This is a genomic window from Sphingosinicella sp. (assembly GCF_041916975.1).
In the GTDB taxonomy this organism is placed as follows: domain Bacteria; phylum Pseudomonadota; class Alphaproteobacteria; order Sphingomonadales; family Sphingomonadaceae; genus Sphingosinicella.
Genome location: NZ_JAYRYK010000001.1, coordinates 1,110,983 through 1,127,139 on the forward strand (window position 1 = coordinate 1,110,983; position 16,157 = coordinate 1,127,139).

The 16,157-nt window shown below is 65.0% G+C and carries 15 protein-coding genes; 10 read left to right on the forward strand and 5 right to left on the reverse strand.

Features of this window, described 5'->3' with window-relative positions; all coding sequences use genetic code 11:
• Positions 1-82: 82 nt before the first annotated feature.
• From lgt to ACE3TJ_RS05250, 9 genes are all read left to right on the forward strand, one after another.
• Positions 83-922 (forward strand): prolipoprotein diacylglyceryl transferase, encoded by an 840-nt coding sequence (lgt, locus tag ACE3TJ_RS05210; protein ID WP_121052038.1) that lies wholly within the window; start codon positions 83-85, stop codon positions 920-922.
• On the forward strand, positions 919-1,929 hold the full coding sequence (locus tag ACE3TJ_RS05215; protein WP_374594548.1) for a class I SAM-dependent methyltransferase: 1,011 nt from the start codon (positions 919-921) through the stop codon (positions 1,927-1,929). The genes lgt and ACE3TJ_RS05215 overlap by 4 nt, the downstream gene beginning before the upstream one ends.
• On the forward strand, positions 1,926-2,450 hold the full coding sequence (locus ACE3TJ_RS05220; RefSeq protein ID WP_374594550.1) for an N-acetyltransferase family protein: 525 nt from the start codon (positions 1,926-1,928) through the stop codon (positions 2,448-2,450). The genes ACE3TJ_RS05215 and ACE3TJ_RS05220 overlap by 4 nt, the downstream gene beginning before the upstream one ends.
• Positions 2,447-3,211: a peptidoglycan editing factor PgeF gene (pgeF, locus tag ACE3TJ_RS05225; RefSeq protein ID WP_374594552.1), complete on the forward strand. Its 765-nt coding sequence runs from the start codon at positions 2,447-2,449 to the stop codon at positions 3,209-3,211. The genes ACE3TJ_RS05220 and pgeF overlap by 4 nt, the downstream gene beginning before the upstream one ends.
• Positions 3,212-3,312: 101 nt before the next feature.
• On the forward strand, positions 3,313-4,245 hold the full coding sequence (locus tag ACE3TJ_RS05230; protein ID WP_121052045.1) for a ribose-phosphate pyrophosphokinase: 933 nt from the start codon (positions 3,313-3,315) through the stop codon (positions 4,243-4,245).
• 1 nt (position 4,246) lies between these two features.
• Positions 4,247-4,813 (forward strand): DNA-3-methyladenine glycosylase I, encoded by a 567-nt coding sequence (locus ACE3TJ_RS05235; RefSeq protein ID WP_374594555.1) that lies wholly within the window; start codon positions 4,247-4,249, stop codon positions 4,811-4,813.
• Positions 4,814-4,830: 17 nt separating this feature from the next.
• Positions 4,831-6,621, forward strand: coding sequence for an ABC transporter ATP-binding protein/permease (locus ACE3TJ_RS05240; RefSeq protein ID WP_374594558.1), 1,791 nt, complete (start codon positions 4,831-4,833; stop codon positions 6,619-6,621).
• A gap of 18 nt (positions 6,622-6,639) precedes the next feature.
• Entirely contained in the window at positions 6,640-7,185 is a 546-nt protein-coding gene (locus tag ACE3TJ_RS05245) for a pyridoxamine 5'-phosphate oxidase family protein (RefSeq protein ID WP_374594560.1), read from the forward strand.
• Positions 7,186-7,254: 69 nt separating this feature from the next.
• Positions 7,255-8,037: a hypothetical protein gene (locus ACE3TJ_RS05250; RefSeq protein WP_374594562.1), complete on the forward strand. Its 783-nt coding sequence runs from the start codon at positions 7,255-7,257 to the stop codon at positions 8,035-8,037.
• Positions 8,038-8,041: 4 nt separating this feature from the next.
• On the opposite strand, the gene ACE3TJ_RS05255 is transcribed toward ACE3TJ_RS05250, so the two are convergent.
• Positions 8,042-9,526 carry a replicative DNA helicase gene (locus tag ACE3TJ_RS05255; RefSeq protein WP_374594564.1) on the reverse strand — a complete coding sequence of 495 codons (1,485 nt, stop codon included), beginning with the start codon at positions 9,524-9,526 and terminating at the stop codon, positions 8,042-8,044.
• A gap of 181 nt (positions 9,527-9,707) precedes the next feature.
• Positions 9,708-12,029 carry a patatin-like protein gene (locus ACE3TJ_RS05260; RefSeq protein ID WP_374594566.1) on the reverse strand — a complete coding sequence of 774 codons (2,322 nt, stop codon included), beginning with the start codon at positions 12,027-12,029 and terminating at the stop codon, positions 9,708-9,710.
• Between the two features lie 105 nt (positions 12,030-12,134).
• Between ACE3TJ_RS05260 and ACE3TJ_RS05265 the strand changes: the two genes are divergently transcribed.
• Positions 12,135-12,566 carry an MAPEG family protein gene (locus ACE3TJ_RS05265; RefSeq protein WP_374594568.1) on the forward strand — a complete coding sequence of 144 codons (432 nt, stop codon included), beginning with the start codon at positions 12,135-12,137 and terminating at the stop codon, positions 12,564-12,566.
• A gap of 9 nt (positions 12,567-12,575) precedes the next feature.
• On the opposite strand, the gene cysS is transcribed toward ACE3TJ_RS05265, so the two are convergent.
• The 3 genes from cysS to radA are packed head-to-tail and all read right to left on the reverse strand — an operon-like array spanning position 12,576 to position 16,077.
• Positions 12,576-13,997 carry a cysteine--tRNA ligase gene (cysS, locus tag ACE3TJ_RS05270; RefSeq protein WP_374594570.1) on the reverse strand — a complete coding sequence of 474 codons (1,422 nt, stop codon included), beginning with the start codon at positions 13,995-13,997 and terminating at the stop codon, positions 12,576-12,578.
• 41 nt (positions 13,998-14,038) lie between these two features.
• Positions 14,039-14,674 carry a CvpA family protein gene (locus ACE3TJ_RS05275; RefSeq protein ID WP_374594572.1) on the reverse strand — a complete coding sequence of 212 codons (636 nt, stop codon included), beginning with the start codon at positions 14,672-14,674 and terminating at the stop codon, positions 14,039-14,041.
• Positions 14,675-14,691: 17 nt separating this feature from the next.
• Positions 14,692-16,077: a DNA repair protein RadA gene (gene radA, locus ACE3TJ_RS05280; RefSeq protein WP_374594574.1), complete on the reverse strand. Its 1,386-nt coding sequence runs from the start codon at positions 16,075-16,077 to the stop codon at positions 14,692-14,694.
• Between the last annotated feature and the right edge of the window lie 80 nt (positions 16,078-16,157).

Here is a 16,157-nt window from a genome sequence, read left to right on the forward strand (position 1 = left end):
CCGATTGCCTTATGCTCTCCCGGCACTATGGTGCGCGGCGTCCACAGGGGCAATCCCGTCGTTTTTGAGGGCAGACAGCCGTATGTTCGCAATCGAGGCCGCGCTTACTTATCCCAGCATCGATCCGGTCTGGTTCCGTATTCCCCTGCCCTTCACCGAAACGAGCCTGCCGATCCGGTGGTACAGCCTCGCCTATATCGGCGGCATCATCGTCGCGTGGTGGTATCTGCTGAAGATGCTCGCGAAACCCGGTGCGCCGATGGCCCGCCGCCATGCCGACGATCTCGTCACGTGGGTGACGCTCGGCATCATCCTCGGCGGGCGCGTCGGCTATGTGCTGTTTTACGATTTCGCGCGCTTCTTTGGTCCCGAAGGCCATGTCTCCGACGTGTTCAAGCTCTGGGAAGGCGGAATGTCGTTCCACGGCGGCGCGGCGGGCGTTTCGATCGCGCTCCTCCTCTACACATGGCAGCAGAAGCTGAGCTGGCTGCGCGTCCACGATTACATCGCCTGCACCATCCCGTTCGGCCTGTTCTTCGGGCGCATCGCCAACTTCATCAACGGAGAGCTTTGGGGCCGCGCCACGGACGTGCCGTGGGCGATGAAATTCCCCACCGGCGGCGATGTGCTGCGCCACCCGAGCCAGCTTTACGAGGCGGGGCTTGAAGGCATCGTGCTGTTCGCGATCCTCTGGTATCTCTTCTGGAAAACCGATGCGCGCTACAAGCCCGGTCTCCTCGTCGGCACGTTCATGCTCGGCTACGGCGTGTTCCGCTTCGTCGTCGAATATTTCCGCGAGCCCGATGCCCAGCTCGGCACGCTCTCCTGGGGCCTCACCATGGGGCAGACGCTTTCCACCACGATGATCGTGGCCGGTGCCTACTTCGTCGCGACCGCCGGAAAGCGCGCGCTCGCGAAATGACCCCGCTGGGGAGGAAGCTCGCCGCCGAGATCGAAGCGCGCGGCCCGATCGGCGTGGACCGCTACATGGCGGAATGCGTTGCGGCCTATTACGCAGGGCGTGATCCCTTCGGGCGCGGCGGCGACTTCACCACGGCGCCGGAAATCAGCCAGATGTTCGGAGAGATCATCGGCCTCTGGATGGCGGACCTCTGGGACCGCGCCGGGCGGCCTGCCCGCGTGAACCTCGTCGAGCTCGGCCCCGGGCGCGGCACGCTGATGGCGGACCTGCTCCGCGCCGCCCGCGCGCTCCCCGCTTTCGCTGAAGCGATCCGCGTCCATTTCGTGGAAACGAGCCCCGCCCTCCGCGCCGCGCAGGCACAGCGCGTCCCGTCCGCCGCGTGGCACAACGATCTGGCGGACGTGCCGCAAGGCGCGCCGCTGCTCGTCATCGCCAACGAGTTCTTCGACGCCCTCCCCATCCGGCAAGAGGTCTACTTTGACGGCGCCTGGCAGGAACGCCGCATCGGCATCTCGGCGAACAACTTCGTCTACATCCCCGAAGGCGACCCAATCCGCGAAACCGCCCCCGCGCGCTCCGAATACGCCGCCACCCTCGCCAGCCGGATCGCAGCGGACGGCGGCGGCGCGCTCCTTGTCGACTACGGCTACGAAGGCCCCGCGGAAGGCGATTCCCTGCAGGCCCTCGCCGCCCACGCGCCGACGGATCCGCTTGCAGCGCCCGGCGAGCATGACCTCACCGCCCACGTGGATTTCACCGCCCTTGCCGAGGCGGCGCGCGCGGCAGGCGTCCATGTTTCGCCGCTTGCACTCCAGGGCCCCTTCCTGGTCGCGCTCGGCATCGAAGCGCGCGCCGAGCGTCTCTCGCGCAGCCTCGACCCGGAAGCGCGCCATGCTATAGCGGGCGCGATGCGGCGGCTCACCCTGCCGCAGACGATGGGGAGCCTGTTCAAGGTGCTTGCATTCACACACAAGGGTTGGCCCGAACCTGCGGGGTTCGGCGCATGAGCGACATCACATTCCGCACACCGACCACCGCCGACCTTCCCGCGCTCTGCGAACTCGGCCGCCAGACGTTCATCGAGACGTTCGGCCACCTTTACGCAAAGCACGATCTCGACCACTTCCTCGTCACCGTATTCGGCCCCGAGGGAATGCCAGTGGAGTTCGCGGACCCGGCCTACGCGTTTCGTATCGCCGAAGCCGACGGGAGGATGGTCGCCTATTGCAAGGTCGGGCCGCCCTACCTCCCCGTGGACGACGACGGCCGCACCAAGTGCGAACTGCGCCAGCTTTACATCCTGAAGGCGTGGCACGGGCGCGGCATCGCGCAGCCGATGATGGCCTGGGCGCTCGAATGGGCGAACATGGGCGGCTGGCAGGATATGTACCTCACCGTCTGGTCCGAAAACTACCGGGCGCAGAAGGTCTACGAGAACTACGGTTTCGAGAAGGTCGGCGACCACCGCTTCATGGTGGGCGAGCAGGCCGATCACGATTTCATCTATCGCAAGGTGCTGCGTCCATGAGCGTTCCCGTCCTTCATACCGCCGCGCTCGATGGCCTCCCCCACGGCTTCCTCGGGCGCCGGGGCGGCGTTTCCGAAGGCATCGTCGCGGGGCTCAACGTCGGGCTCGGGTCGCAGGACGACCGCACTGCCATCGCTGAAAACCGCCGCCGTGCGGTCGAGGCCGTGCTGCCGGGCGCGAAGCTCGTGACGCTGCATCAGGTGCACAGCCCGGACACCATCACTGTAACCGCGCCGTATCCGGACGATGCCCGACCGCACGCCGACGCGCTCGCAACGGCAACGCCGGGCCTGCTGCTCGGCATCCTCACAGCAGACTGCGCGCCCGTGCTGCTCGCAGACCGTGAGGCGGGCGTCGTCGGCGCGGCGCACGCCGGGTGGAAGGGCGCGCTCGGCGGCGTCACCGATTCCGTCGTCGCAGCAATGGAAAAGCTCGGCGCACGCCGCGACCGGATCGCCGCAGCCGTCGGCCCCTGTATCGCGCGCGCATCCTACGAGGTCGACGAGGGATTCTTCCGCCGCTTCTGCGAAGCGGACCCGGAAAACGAGCGTTTTTTCCTCGATGGACGCGCCGGGCACCACCAGTTCGACCTTGAAGCCTATGTGGGTGCACGGCTCGCGGCGGCGGGCATCGGGCGTGTCGAACTGCTTGGCGAGGACACATACGCGAACCCGGAGGCCTACTTCAGCTTCCGCCGCGCAACGCATCGCGGCGAGGCCGATTACGGCCGGCAAATCGCGCTGATCGGGCTTCCCGCCTGACCCCGGCTGCAACACAGATGTCATAGGCGTTGCCCGCGCCGCCTCCGGCGGCTAGTGAACCGACCGACTCGTCACCGCCACAAAACAGGGATTCGCGCGCCATGAAGCTGCTTGCGGGCAACAGCAACCTTCAGCTCGCGGGCGACATCGCCCGTTACCTCGACATGCCGCTGACGCAGGCGAGCGTCCGCCGCTTCGCGGACGAAGAGGTGTTCGTGGAAATCCACGAGAACGTGCGCGGCGAAGACGTGTTCGTGGTCCAGTCCACCGCCTTCCCGGCGAACGACAACCTGATGGAACTGCTGATCTGCATCGACGCGCTGAAGCGCGCGAGCGCCAAGCGCATCACCGCCGTCGTCCCGTATTTCGGCTATGCCCGTCAGGACCGGAAGCCCGGCCCGCGCACGCCCATCTCGGCGAAGCTCGTCGCCAACCTCATCACCGTCGCGGGCGCCAACCGCGTGCTTTCGGTCGATCTCCACGCCGGGCAGATCCAGGGCTTCTTCGACATCCCGACTGACAACCTCTACGCCGCCCCGGTGATGAGCGACGACATCCTTGCCCGCTACGGCTCCGAGAACATGATGGTCGTATCGCCCGACGTCGGCGGCGTGGTGCGCGCCCGCGCGCTTGCCAAGCGCCTCGACAACGCCCCGCTCGCCATCGTCGACAAGCGCCGTGAACGCGCCGGCGAATCCGAGGTGATGAACATCATCGGCGACGTAGAGGGCCGCTTCTGCATCCTCGTCGACGACATCGTCGATTCGGCGGGCACCCTCTGCAACGCCGCCGCCGCGCTCCGCGCCGCGGGCGCCAAGGCTGTCGTCGCTTATTGTACGCACGGCGTGCTTTCGGGTGGCGCCGTCGCCCGCGTCGAGGGGTCGGAGCTTATGGAACTCGTCATCACCGACTCGATCTCTCGCCCCGAGATCGCGAATGCGAAGAAGCTGCGCCAGCTCACGATCGCCCCGTTGCTCGGCGAGGCCGTCCGCCGCATCGCCGACGAATCCTCCGTTTCCAGCCTGTTCGACTAGGATGGACGCGCGGCCCCGCTGTTTCGGCAACAGTCCGGGCAAGGACTTCTACGCGCATTACCACGACGAAGAGTGGGGCATCCCCGTCCACGACGACCGCACGCTTTTCGAGATGCTGATCCTCGAAGGCGCGCAGGCCGGGCTGAGCTGGGAAACCGTTCTGAAAAAGCGCGAAGGCTACCGTGCCGCGTTCCACGACTTCGATCCTGTTCGCGTCGCCGCGATGACAGACGTCGAACTCGAAACAGTCCTCGCCACCGCCAACATCGTCCGCAACCGTCTGAAGGTCTGGTCCGCGCGCCGCAACGCCGCCGTGTTCCTTGAGATGCAGCGCCAGCATGGCAGCTTCGACGCGTGGCTCTGGACCTTCGTGGATGGCAAGCCCCTCGTGAACCGGCCCAAGAGCTTCAAGGACGTCCCCGCCTCCACCACGCTCAGCGACGCGATCTCGAAGGCACTCAAGAAGGCGGGCATGAACTTCGTCGGCTCGACGATCATCTACGCCTACATGCAGGCGGTCGGCCTTGTGGACGATCACGTCAGCACCTGCTGGAAGGCGCCTGCCTGAGCGCCTATCTAAAGGGCATGACCGCCACCACCGAGCAGCACCCGCTGCGCCGTTTCCTCCCCTATCTCTGGCCCGCCGACAAGCCGGGCCTCAAGGTGCGCGTCGTCGCGGCGCTCGTTCTAGTGCTCATCGCCAAGGCAACGATGCTGATCATGCCGTTTGCCTACAAGGGCGTTATCGATTCGATGGCGACACCCACGAACGAGGGCCTCCTGCTCGGTGTCGGGCTCGTGTTCGCCTATGCGGCGGCGCGTTTCGGCGGCGTGCTGTTCGACAACGTACGCAACGTCATTTTCGAACGCGTAGGCCAGGTCGCCGGCGCCGATCTTGCGTCCGAGGTCTTCGCGCGCATCCACGAACTCTCCCTGCGCTTCCACCTCGAACGCCGGACCGGCGCGCTCACGCGCATCATCGAGCGCGGCACCAAGAGCGTCGACACGATGCTCTACTTCCTGGCGTTCAACATCGCGCCGACAATCATCGAACTCATCGCGGTCTGCGTGATCTTCCAGATTAAGATGGGCTTCGAGATCGTCGCGGCGACGCTCGTGATCGTCGCGCTCTACATCTGGTTCACGCGGCGCGTGACGGAATGGCGGAGCGAACTTCGCCGCCGCATGGTCGATACCGACAACCGCACGACGCAGCGCGCGGTGGATTCGCTCCTCAACTACGAAACGGTGAAATACTACAGCGCCGAAACGCTGGAGCGGGACCGCTACCGCCAGTCGCTCACCGCCTATGCGAACGCCGCGATCAAGAGTGAGAACTCGCTCGCCGCGCTCAATATCGGCCAATCGCTGATCACCAACATCATGATGGCGGGCGCCATGGCCTACACGGTGTGGGGCTGGAACCAGGGCCGGTTCACGGTGGGCGATGTGGTGCTCGTCAACACGCTACTCATGCAGCTGTTCCGCCCGCTCGACATGCTCGGCTGGGTGTACCGCGAGATCAAGCAGGGCCTGATCGACATGGAAGCCATGTTCGGCCTGCTCGATACCGAGGCCGAGATCGCCGACAAACCAGGCGCCCCGCCGCTCTCCGTGACGGCAGGCGAGGTGCGCTTCGAGGCTGTCGATTTCGGCTACGATCCCGAGCGGCAGATCCTCCACGGCGTCAGCTTTACGATTCCCGCCGGGGACACGGTCGCAGTCGTCGGTGAATCCGGTGCGGGCAAATCGACGCTCTCCCGCATCCTCTATCGTTTCTACGACATTCAGGCGGGCCGCGTGACAATCGACGCGCAGGATATCCGCGCGGTGACGCAGACGAGCGTCCGCGCCGCAATCGGCATCGTCCCGCAGGACACGGTGCTGTTCAACGACACGATCGGCTACAACATCGGCTACGGCCGCGCGGGTGCGACGCAGGCCGAGATCGAGGCGGCCGCTCGGCAGGCGCAGATTCACGACTTCATCGTCTCGCTGCCGCAGGGCTACGAGACAGTTGTAGGCGAACGCGGCTTAAAGCTGTCGGGCGGCGAGAAGCAGCGCGTCGCGATCGCGCGCACGATCCTGAAAGATCCGCCGATCCTTATTCTGGACGAAGCAACGAGCGCACTCGACAGCCGTACTGAAGCCGCGATCCAGGAAGCGCTTTCCAATGTGTCGGCACGTCGCACGACCCTCGTCATCGCACACCGCCTCTCAACGATCGTCGACGCCGACGAGATTATCGTGATGGATAAGGGCCGCATCGCCGAGCGCGGCCGCCACGAGGGTCTGCTTGCGATCAACGGCCTCTACGCGGAAATGTGGATGCGCCAGCAGGCGGAAGCTGACGACCTGTCCAGGGCCGCCGAATAAACGAACACGATCCAGCACATGTCGGAACCGCCGGGGGCGGCAACTGTTTCCTTCCTGCACAAGGGAGAATTCGACATGACGAATGGAGCCGAAATGGAAACCCGCTTTTGGAAAGCACTGAAGTCAGACCGAACGATTATGCTTGGGCTCGACGGCGTCGAGGACGGCCACACGCGCCCCATGACGGCAATGGTGGAGGAGATAGGTCGCGGGCCGATCTGGTTCTTCACGGCTCGCGATAACGGAATTGTTCAGGCGCTGGATGATGGACAGCGTGCGATCGCGACATTCGCTGCCAAGGATCACGACCTCTTCGCCACGGTTCACGGCACGCTGTGGATGGATAACGATCAGGCCGTTATCGAGCGCCTTTGGAATCCGTTCATCGCTGCTTGGTACGAGGGCGGAAAAACCGATCCGAAGCTTGCGCTCCTGAGACTCGACGCCGAGCATGCGGAAATCTGGTTGAACGAAAACAGTCTTTTTGCCGGGGTGAAGCTTCTCCTCGGCATCGATCCGAAGAAAGACTACAAGGACAAGGTTGCCGAGGTAAACCTTCATTAGACGAGCACGATTGCTCCCCGCGAAACCGGCCGGTAAGTTCGCGCCGGAGATCGGAGCGGAGAAGGCAGTATGAACCACGCCTGCGTGATGATTGCAGCAACGCTCATGCTGGCGGCGTGCGATGCAAGGCAAGGTGAAAACACAAACGCCGTTGCCGCGGAAACGGACAGTGCGCCCCCTGTCGGCGCGACAGCGCCAATCCCGGCAACCGATCTGCTCGTGAAGCGCGAGACGGCCGAACTTGATTTCTTGTGGCGTGCGCCGCCGGAACTTGCAGAGGCGCCGGCATTGCTCGCCGCGCTTCGCGAGCAGGCGCTCGCAAGCGCTGAAGAGATGCAGGCCAGCGCGGTGGAAGACATGAAGCTGAGGCCGGATGATGCGCCGAAGATATCGCATTTCTTTGTTCAGGACTGGACCGTCGCGGCCGACACCCCTGCCCTGCTCAACGTTCGCGCCGATATTTCGATGTATACGGGCGGCGCGCACCCGAACCACGGCTTCGCGGTCAAATACTGGGACAAGATCGAACGGCGCGAAGTGAGCTTCAGTGATCTCTTCACGGATTGGACCGCCGCCCAAAAGCTGCTCTCCCCTGCCTATTGCACTGCGCTCGATGCGGAGCGTGTCTCGCGGCGCGGCGCGATCGAGAACGGCATGTTCGATGATTGCCCGCCGCTCGGCGACCAGCCGGTGGCGATCGTGTCGTGGCCGGGGCAGGATATTTCAGGTTTCCGGGTACTGCTCGCGCCCTACGTGGCGGGGCCATATGCAGAAGGCGATTTCGAAATCGATGTACCGATGACGGACGCGCTTCGCGCGCTCATCAAGCCGCAATATCTGAAAGCGAAATAGGCGCTTATTCGTAATCGCGTTCGGGGAGATGCGCATCGTCGGCCAGATCGCTGAAACGCGTGTGAATGGCTTCGAAATGCAGATCGACGATGCCGGTGGAGCCATGGCGCTGCTTGGCCACGATCACCTCGGCGCGGCCGCGGATGGTGATTCCGCGTTCCATCCATTTCTCGAACTTCTCGGTGCCGTCCTCGGGCTTCTTCTGGGCGTGGTAATACTCGTCACGGTAGACGAACAGCACGATGTCGGCGTCCTGCTCGATGGTGCCGGATTCGCGAAGATCGGCGAGCTGGGGCCTTTTGTCCTCGCGCTGCTCTACGGCGCGTGAAAGCTGCGACAGCGCGATCACCGGCACGTTCAGTTCCTTGGCCAGCGTCTTCAGGCCGCGCGTGATTTCCGAGATTTCGTTGACGCGGTTGTCGTTTGACTGCCGGCTGCTGCCTTGCAGGAGCTGGAGATAATCGACCACGATGAGGCCGACGCCCTTTTGCCGCTTCAATCGCCGCGCGCGCGAGCGCATCGCCGCGATGGTGAGACCAGGCGTGTCGTCGATGTAGAGCGGCAGATCCTGAAGCGCGGCGGACGCGCGCACCAGATCGCGGAACTGCGCCTGATTGATCTTGCCCATGCGAAGGTCTTCGGAGCTGATCCGCGCCTGCTCGGCAAGGATACGCGTCGCGAGCTGGTCGGCCGACATTTCGAGGCTGAAGAACGCGACGCCCGCACCGCTCGTCTTGTCGATCTGATCGGCGCGGTCCTTCATCAATCGCTCGGCCGCCGAGAAGGCAATGTTGGTGGCGAGCGCGGTTTTGCCCATGGCGGGGCGCCCGGCGAGGATGATGAGGTCGGAACGATGAAGTCCGCCGATTTTGGTGTTGAGTGCGTTGAGGCCCGTGGTGATGCCGGAAAGATGCCCGCCCGATTGCTTGGCGCGCTCCGCCATCTGCACGGCGAGCGTCGCGGACTGGGCGAAGCTCTTCACAGAGTTCGAGACCTCGCCTTCTTCGGCAACCTTGTAGAGCGCGAGTTCCGCCTGCTGAATCTGATCGTGCGGATTCACGTCCTGCGAGGTGTCGGCCGCGCTCACCACCATCTCGCGCCCGACGCGCACGAGTTCACGCAGCAACGCGAGATCATAGATCTGCGCCGCAAAGTCCTTCGCGGCGATCAGCGCGGCGGATTGCTCGGTAAGCTGGGCGAGGTACGCCGGGCCGCCAAGCTCGGCGAGCGCGGGGTGCTCGGCGAAGAGCGGTCGCAGCGTCACCGGGGTCGCGAGCATGGCACGGTCGACGAGCTTCAGGATTGCGGCATAGATTTCGCCGTGCAGCGGCTCGAAGAAATGCTCGGGGCGCAGCTTCAACTGCACGTCCTCGGCAAGCCGGTTGTCGATCATCATGGCGCCGAGCAGCGCCGCCTCCGCATCGAGGTTGTGCGGGAGAGTCGGCGAGTCGGCGGCCGGAGCCGGTACGGCGCGAAGCGGTGTCAGCATAGGCGCACTATACAGGAGATTGTGTGCGGCGTCGCAAGCCTATCGGCGAAATATACGTCGGGGCGGTTCTGTGGATAAGCCGCGCTGCCCATGCGCCGCGCATCCCTCGACTTCGTCCGGAATGATGACTGTTTGGGCTTAACCCCTTGTCATCCCGAATGAAGTCGAGAGACGCCGCGCCCTACCCGATCTCCTTGCGCAGTTCCTCGATCAGGTCTGGAATAGCCCCCAGCCGGGCCTCCTCGGCATCGAGGATGGCATGAAAAGCGCGCTTCTTGATGCCTGTGACGAACCCGGCGTCGAGGCGTTTGCCTTCGGGGAGTGCCGAAACGACGATGTCGACCACGCGATCGACACCGTGCAGACGGCCCCAGAGATAGTCGTTTTCACGATAGGCGCGGCTAAAGAACGCGCCGAAGCTGTTGAATTTTATGCCTTTCAGTGTCGCGAGCGCGCCGCCTTCGCGGATCGCACGCGCGTCGTCAGGCGAGATCCGATCGACCTTGATCTCGTCGAACTCGTCGAGCCCCTCGCCCTGGAGCAGCGGAAAGGTGGCGATGTCGTAGAAGGGAAAGCCGAGATAGGCCTTTAGGATTTGAGCGCGGAGGTCCGGCGCCGTGCAGTCCGTGATGATCGCGGCGAGCCGGGCGTCGCCGAGCGCATCGAAATCGGTGAGCCCCAGCGCCTCGCCATAGGCTTCGATCACCGACACTGCATCTTCGTTCGCGAAGGCAGCGGGATCGCGCACCCATGGGCCGTAAAAGGCGAGCCGGCGCCGATCGAGATAGGGCGCGAGCAGTTCATAAAGCGAGGCCTTGAGCGCCTCGACCTTCTGCAGGTCTTCCGGACCACCCGCATCGCCCCACTCGTTGACGCGCCGGACGATGAAACGCAGCCGCCGGACCCGGAAGCCGAGATCATAGCGGCGGAGGAACTGCACGAAGAGGTCGGCGTCGGCGTCCTTCGGGCGCGTCGTTTTCGTTACCCTGTCCATGCCGCTACGCCGGACGTGCCGCCAGACCTCCTTGCGGACGCGCTCCGCCACATCGCGCTCGTGCCCGCCGAGGTCGGCGAACAGTCGCGCCATCTCCTCAACAATCTGGCTGAGCTTCAGGTGCGCGTAAGAGGGATAGGTGAAGCCCGCGCGCAGAACGGCCTCGGCATTCGCCTGCGCGCGCCATTGCTGGAGCTTGGCGGGCGAAATCTTGGCGCGCAGCTGGCGGCGGCCGATCGCGTCCTCAATCGCCTCGTCCACAGTCGCGCGAATACCCTCGACCACATGGCTGAGGCGGCGCACGCGCGAGGACAGGCCGGCGAGGTGATCGAGATCGTCGCGGATCGGCTGCTCCCGCGGAATGTCGGAAAGCGAACGCAGGATCGTCGAGAAGAAGCCGGGCGGCTTTGAAGCGTCGGTACGCGTGCCGATGCTGCGGATGCCGGGCTTCGGATCGATATAGACGAAGCGCCGGTCGATCTCGCGGTGCGCCGGGCGCTGGCGGAGCGCGGCGATGGCAGGCGCGAACGGCGCGTTGTTGAGGATGCTGCCGTCGAGCAGCACCGCGTGCGACGGATCAAGGCCGCTCGTTGCGCGATGCGGGAACACGCGCGACAGGAAGGAGGTGCGCTCCGGCCAGGGCTTGCCGTCCTTCGCCAGCACCCGGTCGAGCTCGCTCGGCTGAAACGGCGGGAAGGCGCCGGGAAACGAGGCTGTCGCGCGCGCCGCGAAGGTGAGCGAGGGGATGTCGGCGAGCCTCCGCTCCGCCCCGCGTTCACTTGAGTCGCGGAAGGTGATGAGCTTTCGGTGCTCCACCTCCATCACCTCCTCCGGGCTGTGGAGGCGGAGGCGCTCCGGGTAGCCGTGATAGTCGGTGACGGTGACGAAGAGGTCGAGCGGCTGGCCGGGCGGCAGCAGCGGCGAGGCCGCCTTCGTCTCCGCCATCGCCTCGAACGCGCCCATCAGCAGCTCGGTGAAGTGCTCGCCCGAAAACGGCGGCTCGAACCAGCGCGAGCGGATGAAGCGCGAAACCTTGACGCGCAGTTCCTCGCGCGCGCCCTTCTCGACGATCTCGTCCAGGGGATCGATCTGCCCGCGCGCCATCCAGAGCAGCGGCCGCGCATAGAACTTGCTCCAGCGCGATTTCGGCACCGCTTCGGGGTCGAGAAGCTCGTCCGCGTCCGCTTTATCGAGCCAAAGGTCGGCGAGCGGCGCGAGGCTCTGCCCGGATGAAATCGCCTGCGCGAGGAAGATGCCGTTGATGCCCCCCGCCGACGCCCCCGCGACGATATCGACGAGCACGCGCAGGCGAACATGCTGGCCGATCGCATCGAGCAGTTCGTGATAGACGGGCTCGGTATCGCCGCCGGGCGGCTCCGGATCGGCATCATGCCAGCTCCGGCTCGCGCGCAGCAGCTTCCAGATCTCCTGCGTGATGCCGTGCATATAAACGGCAAGGCTGATGCCGCCGTAGCAGACGAGCGCCAGCCGAAGCTCTTTCTCACGCATGGGCGGACCATATCGGCCCGGACTCGCCCTGTCGACCGTGAGGGTTGCGCTTGGCCTTCCGAAGGCGCAGGTTCCGCGCCGGGAGCCAACAGGGGGAGGATGCCCATGACCTTGAACAGCAACGTGATCTCGATGCTGCAGACCATCGTCGCGATGGGTCTGCTCAATCTGGTGATGTTCGTCTGGATGTACGCGACGCGGATTCCCGCGATGAACCAGGCGAAGATCGATCCGCAGTCAGCGCAGCACCCGGGTTCGCTGAACACGCTGCCGAGCGAGGCCCGCCGCGTCGCCGACAACTACAACCACCTCTTCGAAGCGCCGACGCTGTTCTACGCGATGGTCATCGCCATCGTGCTCCTCGGCCACGCCGACCAGTGGCACGTGCTCTGCGCATGGGCCTACGTGATCCTGCGCGCGCTCCATTCGCTGGTGCAGGCGACGTTCAACCGCGTGATGCTCCGCTTCGCGCTGTTCGGCCTGTCGTGGGTAGCGCTCGGCATCATGATCGTCCGCGAGGTCGCGGCGCTCTACTGAGCGCCCAGCCTAAGCCCGCCGCCAGACCGTCGTCCCGTCGGGCTTGTCCTCGAGGATGATGCCCTCCGCCTTCAACTGATCGCGGATGCGGTCGGCCTCGGCCCAGTTCTTCGCTGCTTTGGCCGCAGCACGGGCGCCCTTTAACTCTTCCACCATTTCAGATGAAATCTGGATAGTGACAGACGGTGGGTATCCAGTGAAACTCTCCAGCGCAGTATCCAAGCTCGCTTTTATCGGCTTCATCAAAGACCCAAGCCCTAGCAGTTTGCCGATGGCGTGCAGTTCCGATTTAGCCGTTGAAGCCTGGGCTTCCGAACCCGCCGTCGTCAGTTCCTTTCGAACCTTCTGCATCTCGGCAAGCACGGCAGGCGTGTTGAGATCGTCCTTCAGCGCATCGAGTATCGCTGCGGGAACCTCCGCTTCCACATAGGGCGCATCAGATGACCGGATTGCATTTGCGAAGCCGTCGAGCATCGCCTTCGCCTGCTCAATCAATCGTTCATTCCAGTCGAGCGGCTGTCGGTAGTGCGCCATCAACAGCGCCAACCGCAGCGTCTCACCTTTATGCTTCTGCTCCAGAAGCTCACCCACCGTCACCACGTTGCCCAGCGACTTCGACATCTTCTCCTTGTCCATGGAGAGGAAGCCGTTGTGCATCCAGATCTTCGCGAGCGGTGCGCCGTCGTGGGCGCAGCGGCTTTGCGCGCATTCGTTTTCATGGTGTGGAAACTGGAGGTCGAGGCCCCCGCCGTGGATGTCGATCGTGGTGCCGAGGTGCGCCTCGATCATCGCGGAGCATTCGATGTGCCAGCCCGGGCGTCCACGACCCCAAGGGGAGTCCCACCACGGCTGGTCCGCAGCGCTCGGCTTCCAGAGCACGAAATCGCCCGGGCTCTTCTTGTAGGGCGCCACCTCGACGCGCGCGCCCGCGATCATCTCATCCATCGGACGGCGCGACAGTGTGCCGTAGGCTTCATCCTTGGTGATGTCGAACAGCACATGGCCATCGGCGGCATAGGCCGCACCCTTTGCGATGAGCACTTGGATCATCGCGACCATCTGTTTGACGTATTTCGTGGCGGGCGGCTCATAAGTCGGCTGCAGCACGCCTAAAGCGCCCATGTCAGCCTGATAAAACTTTGTGTATTTTTCCGTGACAGTATTGATCGGCACGCCTTCGGCTTCGGCAGCGGCCATGATCTTGTCGTCGATATCGGTGAAGTTCCGCGCGTAATGCACGGCGTTCTCGCCATAGGTATGGCGGAGCAGGCGGAACAGCACGTCGAACACCACCGCGGGCCGGGCGTTGCCAATGTGCGCGCGGTTGTAGACCGTGGGGCCGCACACATACATCGTCACCCGGTTCTTGTCGGCGGGTGTGAAGACGTCCTTCTGGCGCGTCAGCGTGTTGTAGAGGCGGATATCGGTCATGCGCGCGGCCCTACCGTGAATCGCCCGCAAAGGAAACTGCCCTAGATTTCCGTCGAACCCGCGTCGTCCAGCAGATCGTCGAGTGCGTCGCGCTCTTCGTGGGTGTAGCCCTCGCCGCCGCTCGTGTCGCTGTAGTGCTGATCCTCGGGAGCGGTGCGCGGCCTGTCGTCGCCGAGCCCGAGCCCTTCCTGCCGGTCTTCGGCATAGTCGATGATCGCGCGGCTGGTGATGTCGAGCAGCGGCTCGGTTTTCGCGGCGAGCAGCCATTCCGGCAGCTTCTCGTTCCCGCCCCAGATGAGCGCGTGGCCGCGCGTCACGACGAGGAAGACGAGGCTGACGACGATGAGCCCCTTCACCGCGCCGAAGCCGAGCCCGAGCACGCGGTCGATCGGCCCGATCACCGAGCGCTTGGTGCGGTCGCCGAGCAGCCGCCCGACGAAGCGGAACAGGAAGAAAGTCCCGAAGAAGATGACGACGAAGGCGATCGCCGCCGCTGCGACCTCGCTGCCCACCATTCCCGCCGCGATCAGCTTGCCAGCCGGGTAGAACAGCTCGAGCGCCACGACCGCCGCGACCCATGCGAGCAGCGTGAGAATTTCGGTGACAAAGCCCCGGATCGCGCCAAGCGCGGCAAGCGCGCCCACGATGAGCAGAACGACGATGTCGAACCCGGTCATGTCCATATTTCGCGGCCCTAATCGGAGCCGCAGAGGTGGTCAACAAGCCCCGACAAATGTTTGAAGCCTGTGGCTTTCATGCCATTGGGCACGCCGTCTCCCTTGGCGGTCGCGCCGCCCGGCAGGAAGGCGCGTTCGAAGCCGAGCTTCTGCGCTTCCTTGAGGCGGAGCCCGAGGTGCGGCGCGGCGCGGACCTCGCCTGAAAGCGCGATCTCGCCGAGTGCCACCGTATCGAGCCGGATCGGCCGCTCCGCCATCGCCGAGGCGAGCGCTGCGGCAACGGCAAGGTCCGCGGCCGGATCGGAAACGCGCAGGCCTCCCGCGATGTTGAGATAGACCTCGCACGTCGAGAAATTGAGCCCGCAGCGCGCCTCCAGCACCGCAAGGATCATCGCGAGCCGTCCCGAATCCCAGCCGACGACCGCGCGGCGCGGCGTCGCGCCCGAAGGCAGTCGCACGACGAGCGCCTGCACCTCCACCATCACCGGCCGCGTGCCCTCGATCGCGGGGAACACCACCGATCCCGGCACCGGCGCCTCGCGCTGCGTGAGGAACAGCGACGACGGGTTCGAGACCTCTTCGAGGCCGAGCGCGCCCATCGCGAACACACCGATCTCGTCGGTGCCGCCGAAGCGGTTCTTCACGGCGCGCAGGATGCGGTACTGGTGCGAGCGCTCGCCCTCGAAATAGAGCACGGTATCGACCATGTGCTCGAGCACGCGCGGCCCCGCGATCTGCCCGTCCTTCGTCACATGGCCGACAAGCACCACCGCCGCGCCTTCGGACTTCGCGTAGCGGATCAGTTCCTGCGCGGCGGCGCGCACCTGGCTCACCGTTCCCGGCGCGCCCTCCAGCATGTCCGAATGCATCGTCTGGATCGAATCGATGACCAGCAGATCGGGCACCGGGTTTTCGGCGAGCGTCGTCAGGATATCGCGCACCGAGGTGACGCTGGCGAGCGCCACGTCGGCCTTGCCGAGCCCGAGCCGCTGCGCGCGCAGCCGCACCTGGTCCGCCGCCTCCTCGCCCGAGAGGTAGACGATGCGCTTCCCCGCCATCGCCATCTTGCCCGCGACCTGCAGCAGCAGAGTCGATTTGCCGATGCCCGGATCGCCGCCGATCAGGATCGCGCTGCCCGGCACCACGCCGCCGCCGAGCGTGCGGTCGAGTTCGGCAATACCCGTCGGCAGCCGCGGCGGCAGCGGCGTGTCCTCATCCAGCGATTGCAGGCGGAACGCCGCACCGCCGCGCGAAAGCGACTGCTTCGCCGAGAACGGCGTCACCACCGCGCCCGCATCCTCGACGATGCTGTTCCATTCCTTGCACTCGCCGCACTGCCCCGCCCAGCGCGGGCTCACCGCGCCGCACGCCTGACAGACAAACTGGGTTTTCAGCCGCGCCATTCATCACCCAAGATCAAGAACATAAAAAGAACATAACGACCCCACCAGCCAAACACAACTCCCTCTCCCCGCCGGGGAGA

Excerpts from the sequence above, each read along its gene's own strand:
- lgt (WP_121052038.1), top strand. The coding sequence starts at position 83 with ATGTTCGCAATCGAGGCCGCGCTTACTTATCCCAGCATCGATCCGGTC.
- ACE3TJ_RS05215 (WP_374594548.1), top strand. The coding sequence starts at position 919 with ATGACCCCGCTGGGGAGGAAGCTCGCCGCCGAGATCGAAGCGCGCGGC.
- ACE3TJ_RS05220 (WP_374594550.1), top strand. The coding sequence starts at position 1,926 with ATGAGCGACATCACATTCCGCACACCGACCACCGCCGACCTTCCCGCG.
- pgeF (WP_374594552.1), top strand. The coding sequence starts at position 2,447 with ATGAGCGTTCCCGTCCTTCATACCGCCGCGCTCGATGGCCTCCCCCAC.
- ACE3TJ_RS05230 (WP_121052045.1), top strand. The coding sequence starts at position 3,313 with ATGAAGCTGCTTGCGGGCAACAGCAACCTTCAGCTCGCGGGCGACATC.
- ACE3TJ_RS05235 (WP_374594555.1), top strand. The coding sequence starts at position 4,247 with ATGGACGCGCGGCCCCGCTGTTTCGGCAACAGTCCGGGCAAGGACTTC.
- ACE3TJ_RS05240 (WP_374594558.1), top strand. The coding sequence starts at position 4,831 with ATGACCGCCACCACCGAGCAGCACCCGCTGCGCCGTTTCCTCCCCTAT.
- ACE3TJ_RS05245 (WP_374594560.1), top strand. The coding sequence starts at position 6,640 with ATGTCGGAACCGCCGGGGGCGGCAACTGTTTCCTTCCTGCACAAGGGA.
- ACE3TJ_RS05250 (WP_374594562.1), top strand. The coding sequence starts at position 7,255 with ATGAACCACGCCTGCGTGATGATTGCAGCAACGCTCATGCTGGCGGCG.
- ACE3TJ_RS05255 (WP_374594564.1), bottom strand. The coding sequence starts at position 9,526 with ATGCTGACACCGCTTCGCGCCGTACCGGCTCCGGCCGCCGACTCGCCG.
- ACE3TJ_RS05260 (WP_374594566.1), bottom strand. The coding sequence starts at position 12,029 with ATGCGTGAGAAAGAGCTTCGGCTGGCGCTCGTCTGCTACGGCGGCATC.
- ACE3TJ_RS05265 (WP_374594568.1), top strand. The coding sequence starts at position 12,135 with ATGACCTTGAACAGCAACGTGATCTCGATGCTGCAGACCATCGTCGCG.
- cysS (WP_374594570.1), bottom strand. The coding sequence starts at position 13,997 with ATGACCGATATCCGCCTCTACAACACGCTGACGCGCCAGAAGGACGTC.
- ACE3TJ_RS05275 (WP_374594572.1), bottom strand. The coding sequence starts at position 14,674 with ATGACCGGGTTCGACATCGTCGTTCTGCTCATCGTGGGCGCGCTTGCC.
- radA (WP_374594574.1), bottom strand. The coding sequence starts at position 16,077 with ATGGCGCGGCTGAAAACCCAGTTTGTCTGTCAGGCGTGCGGCGCGGTG.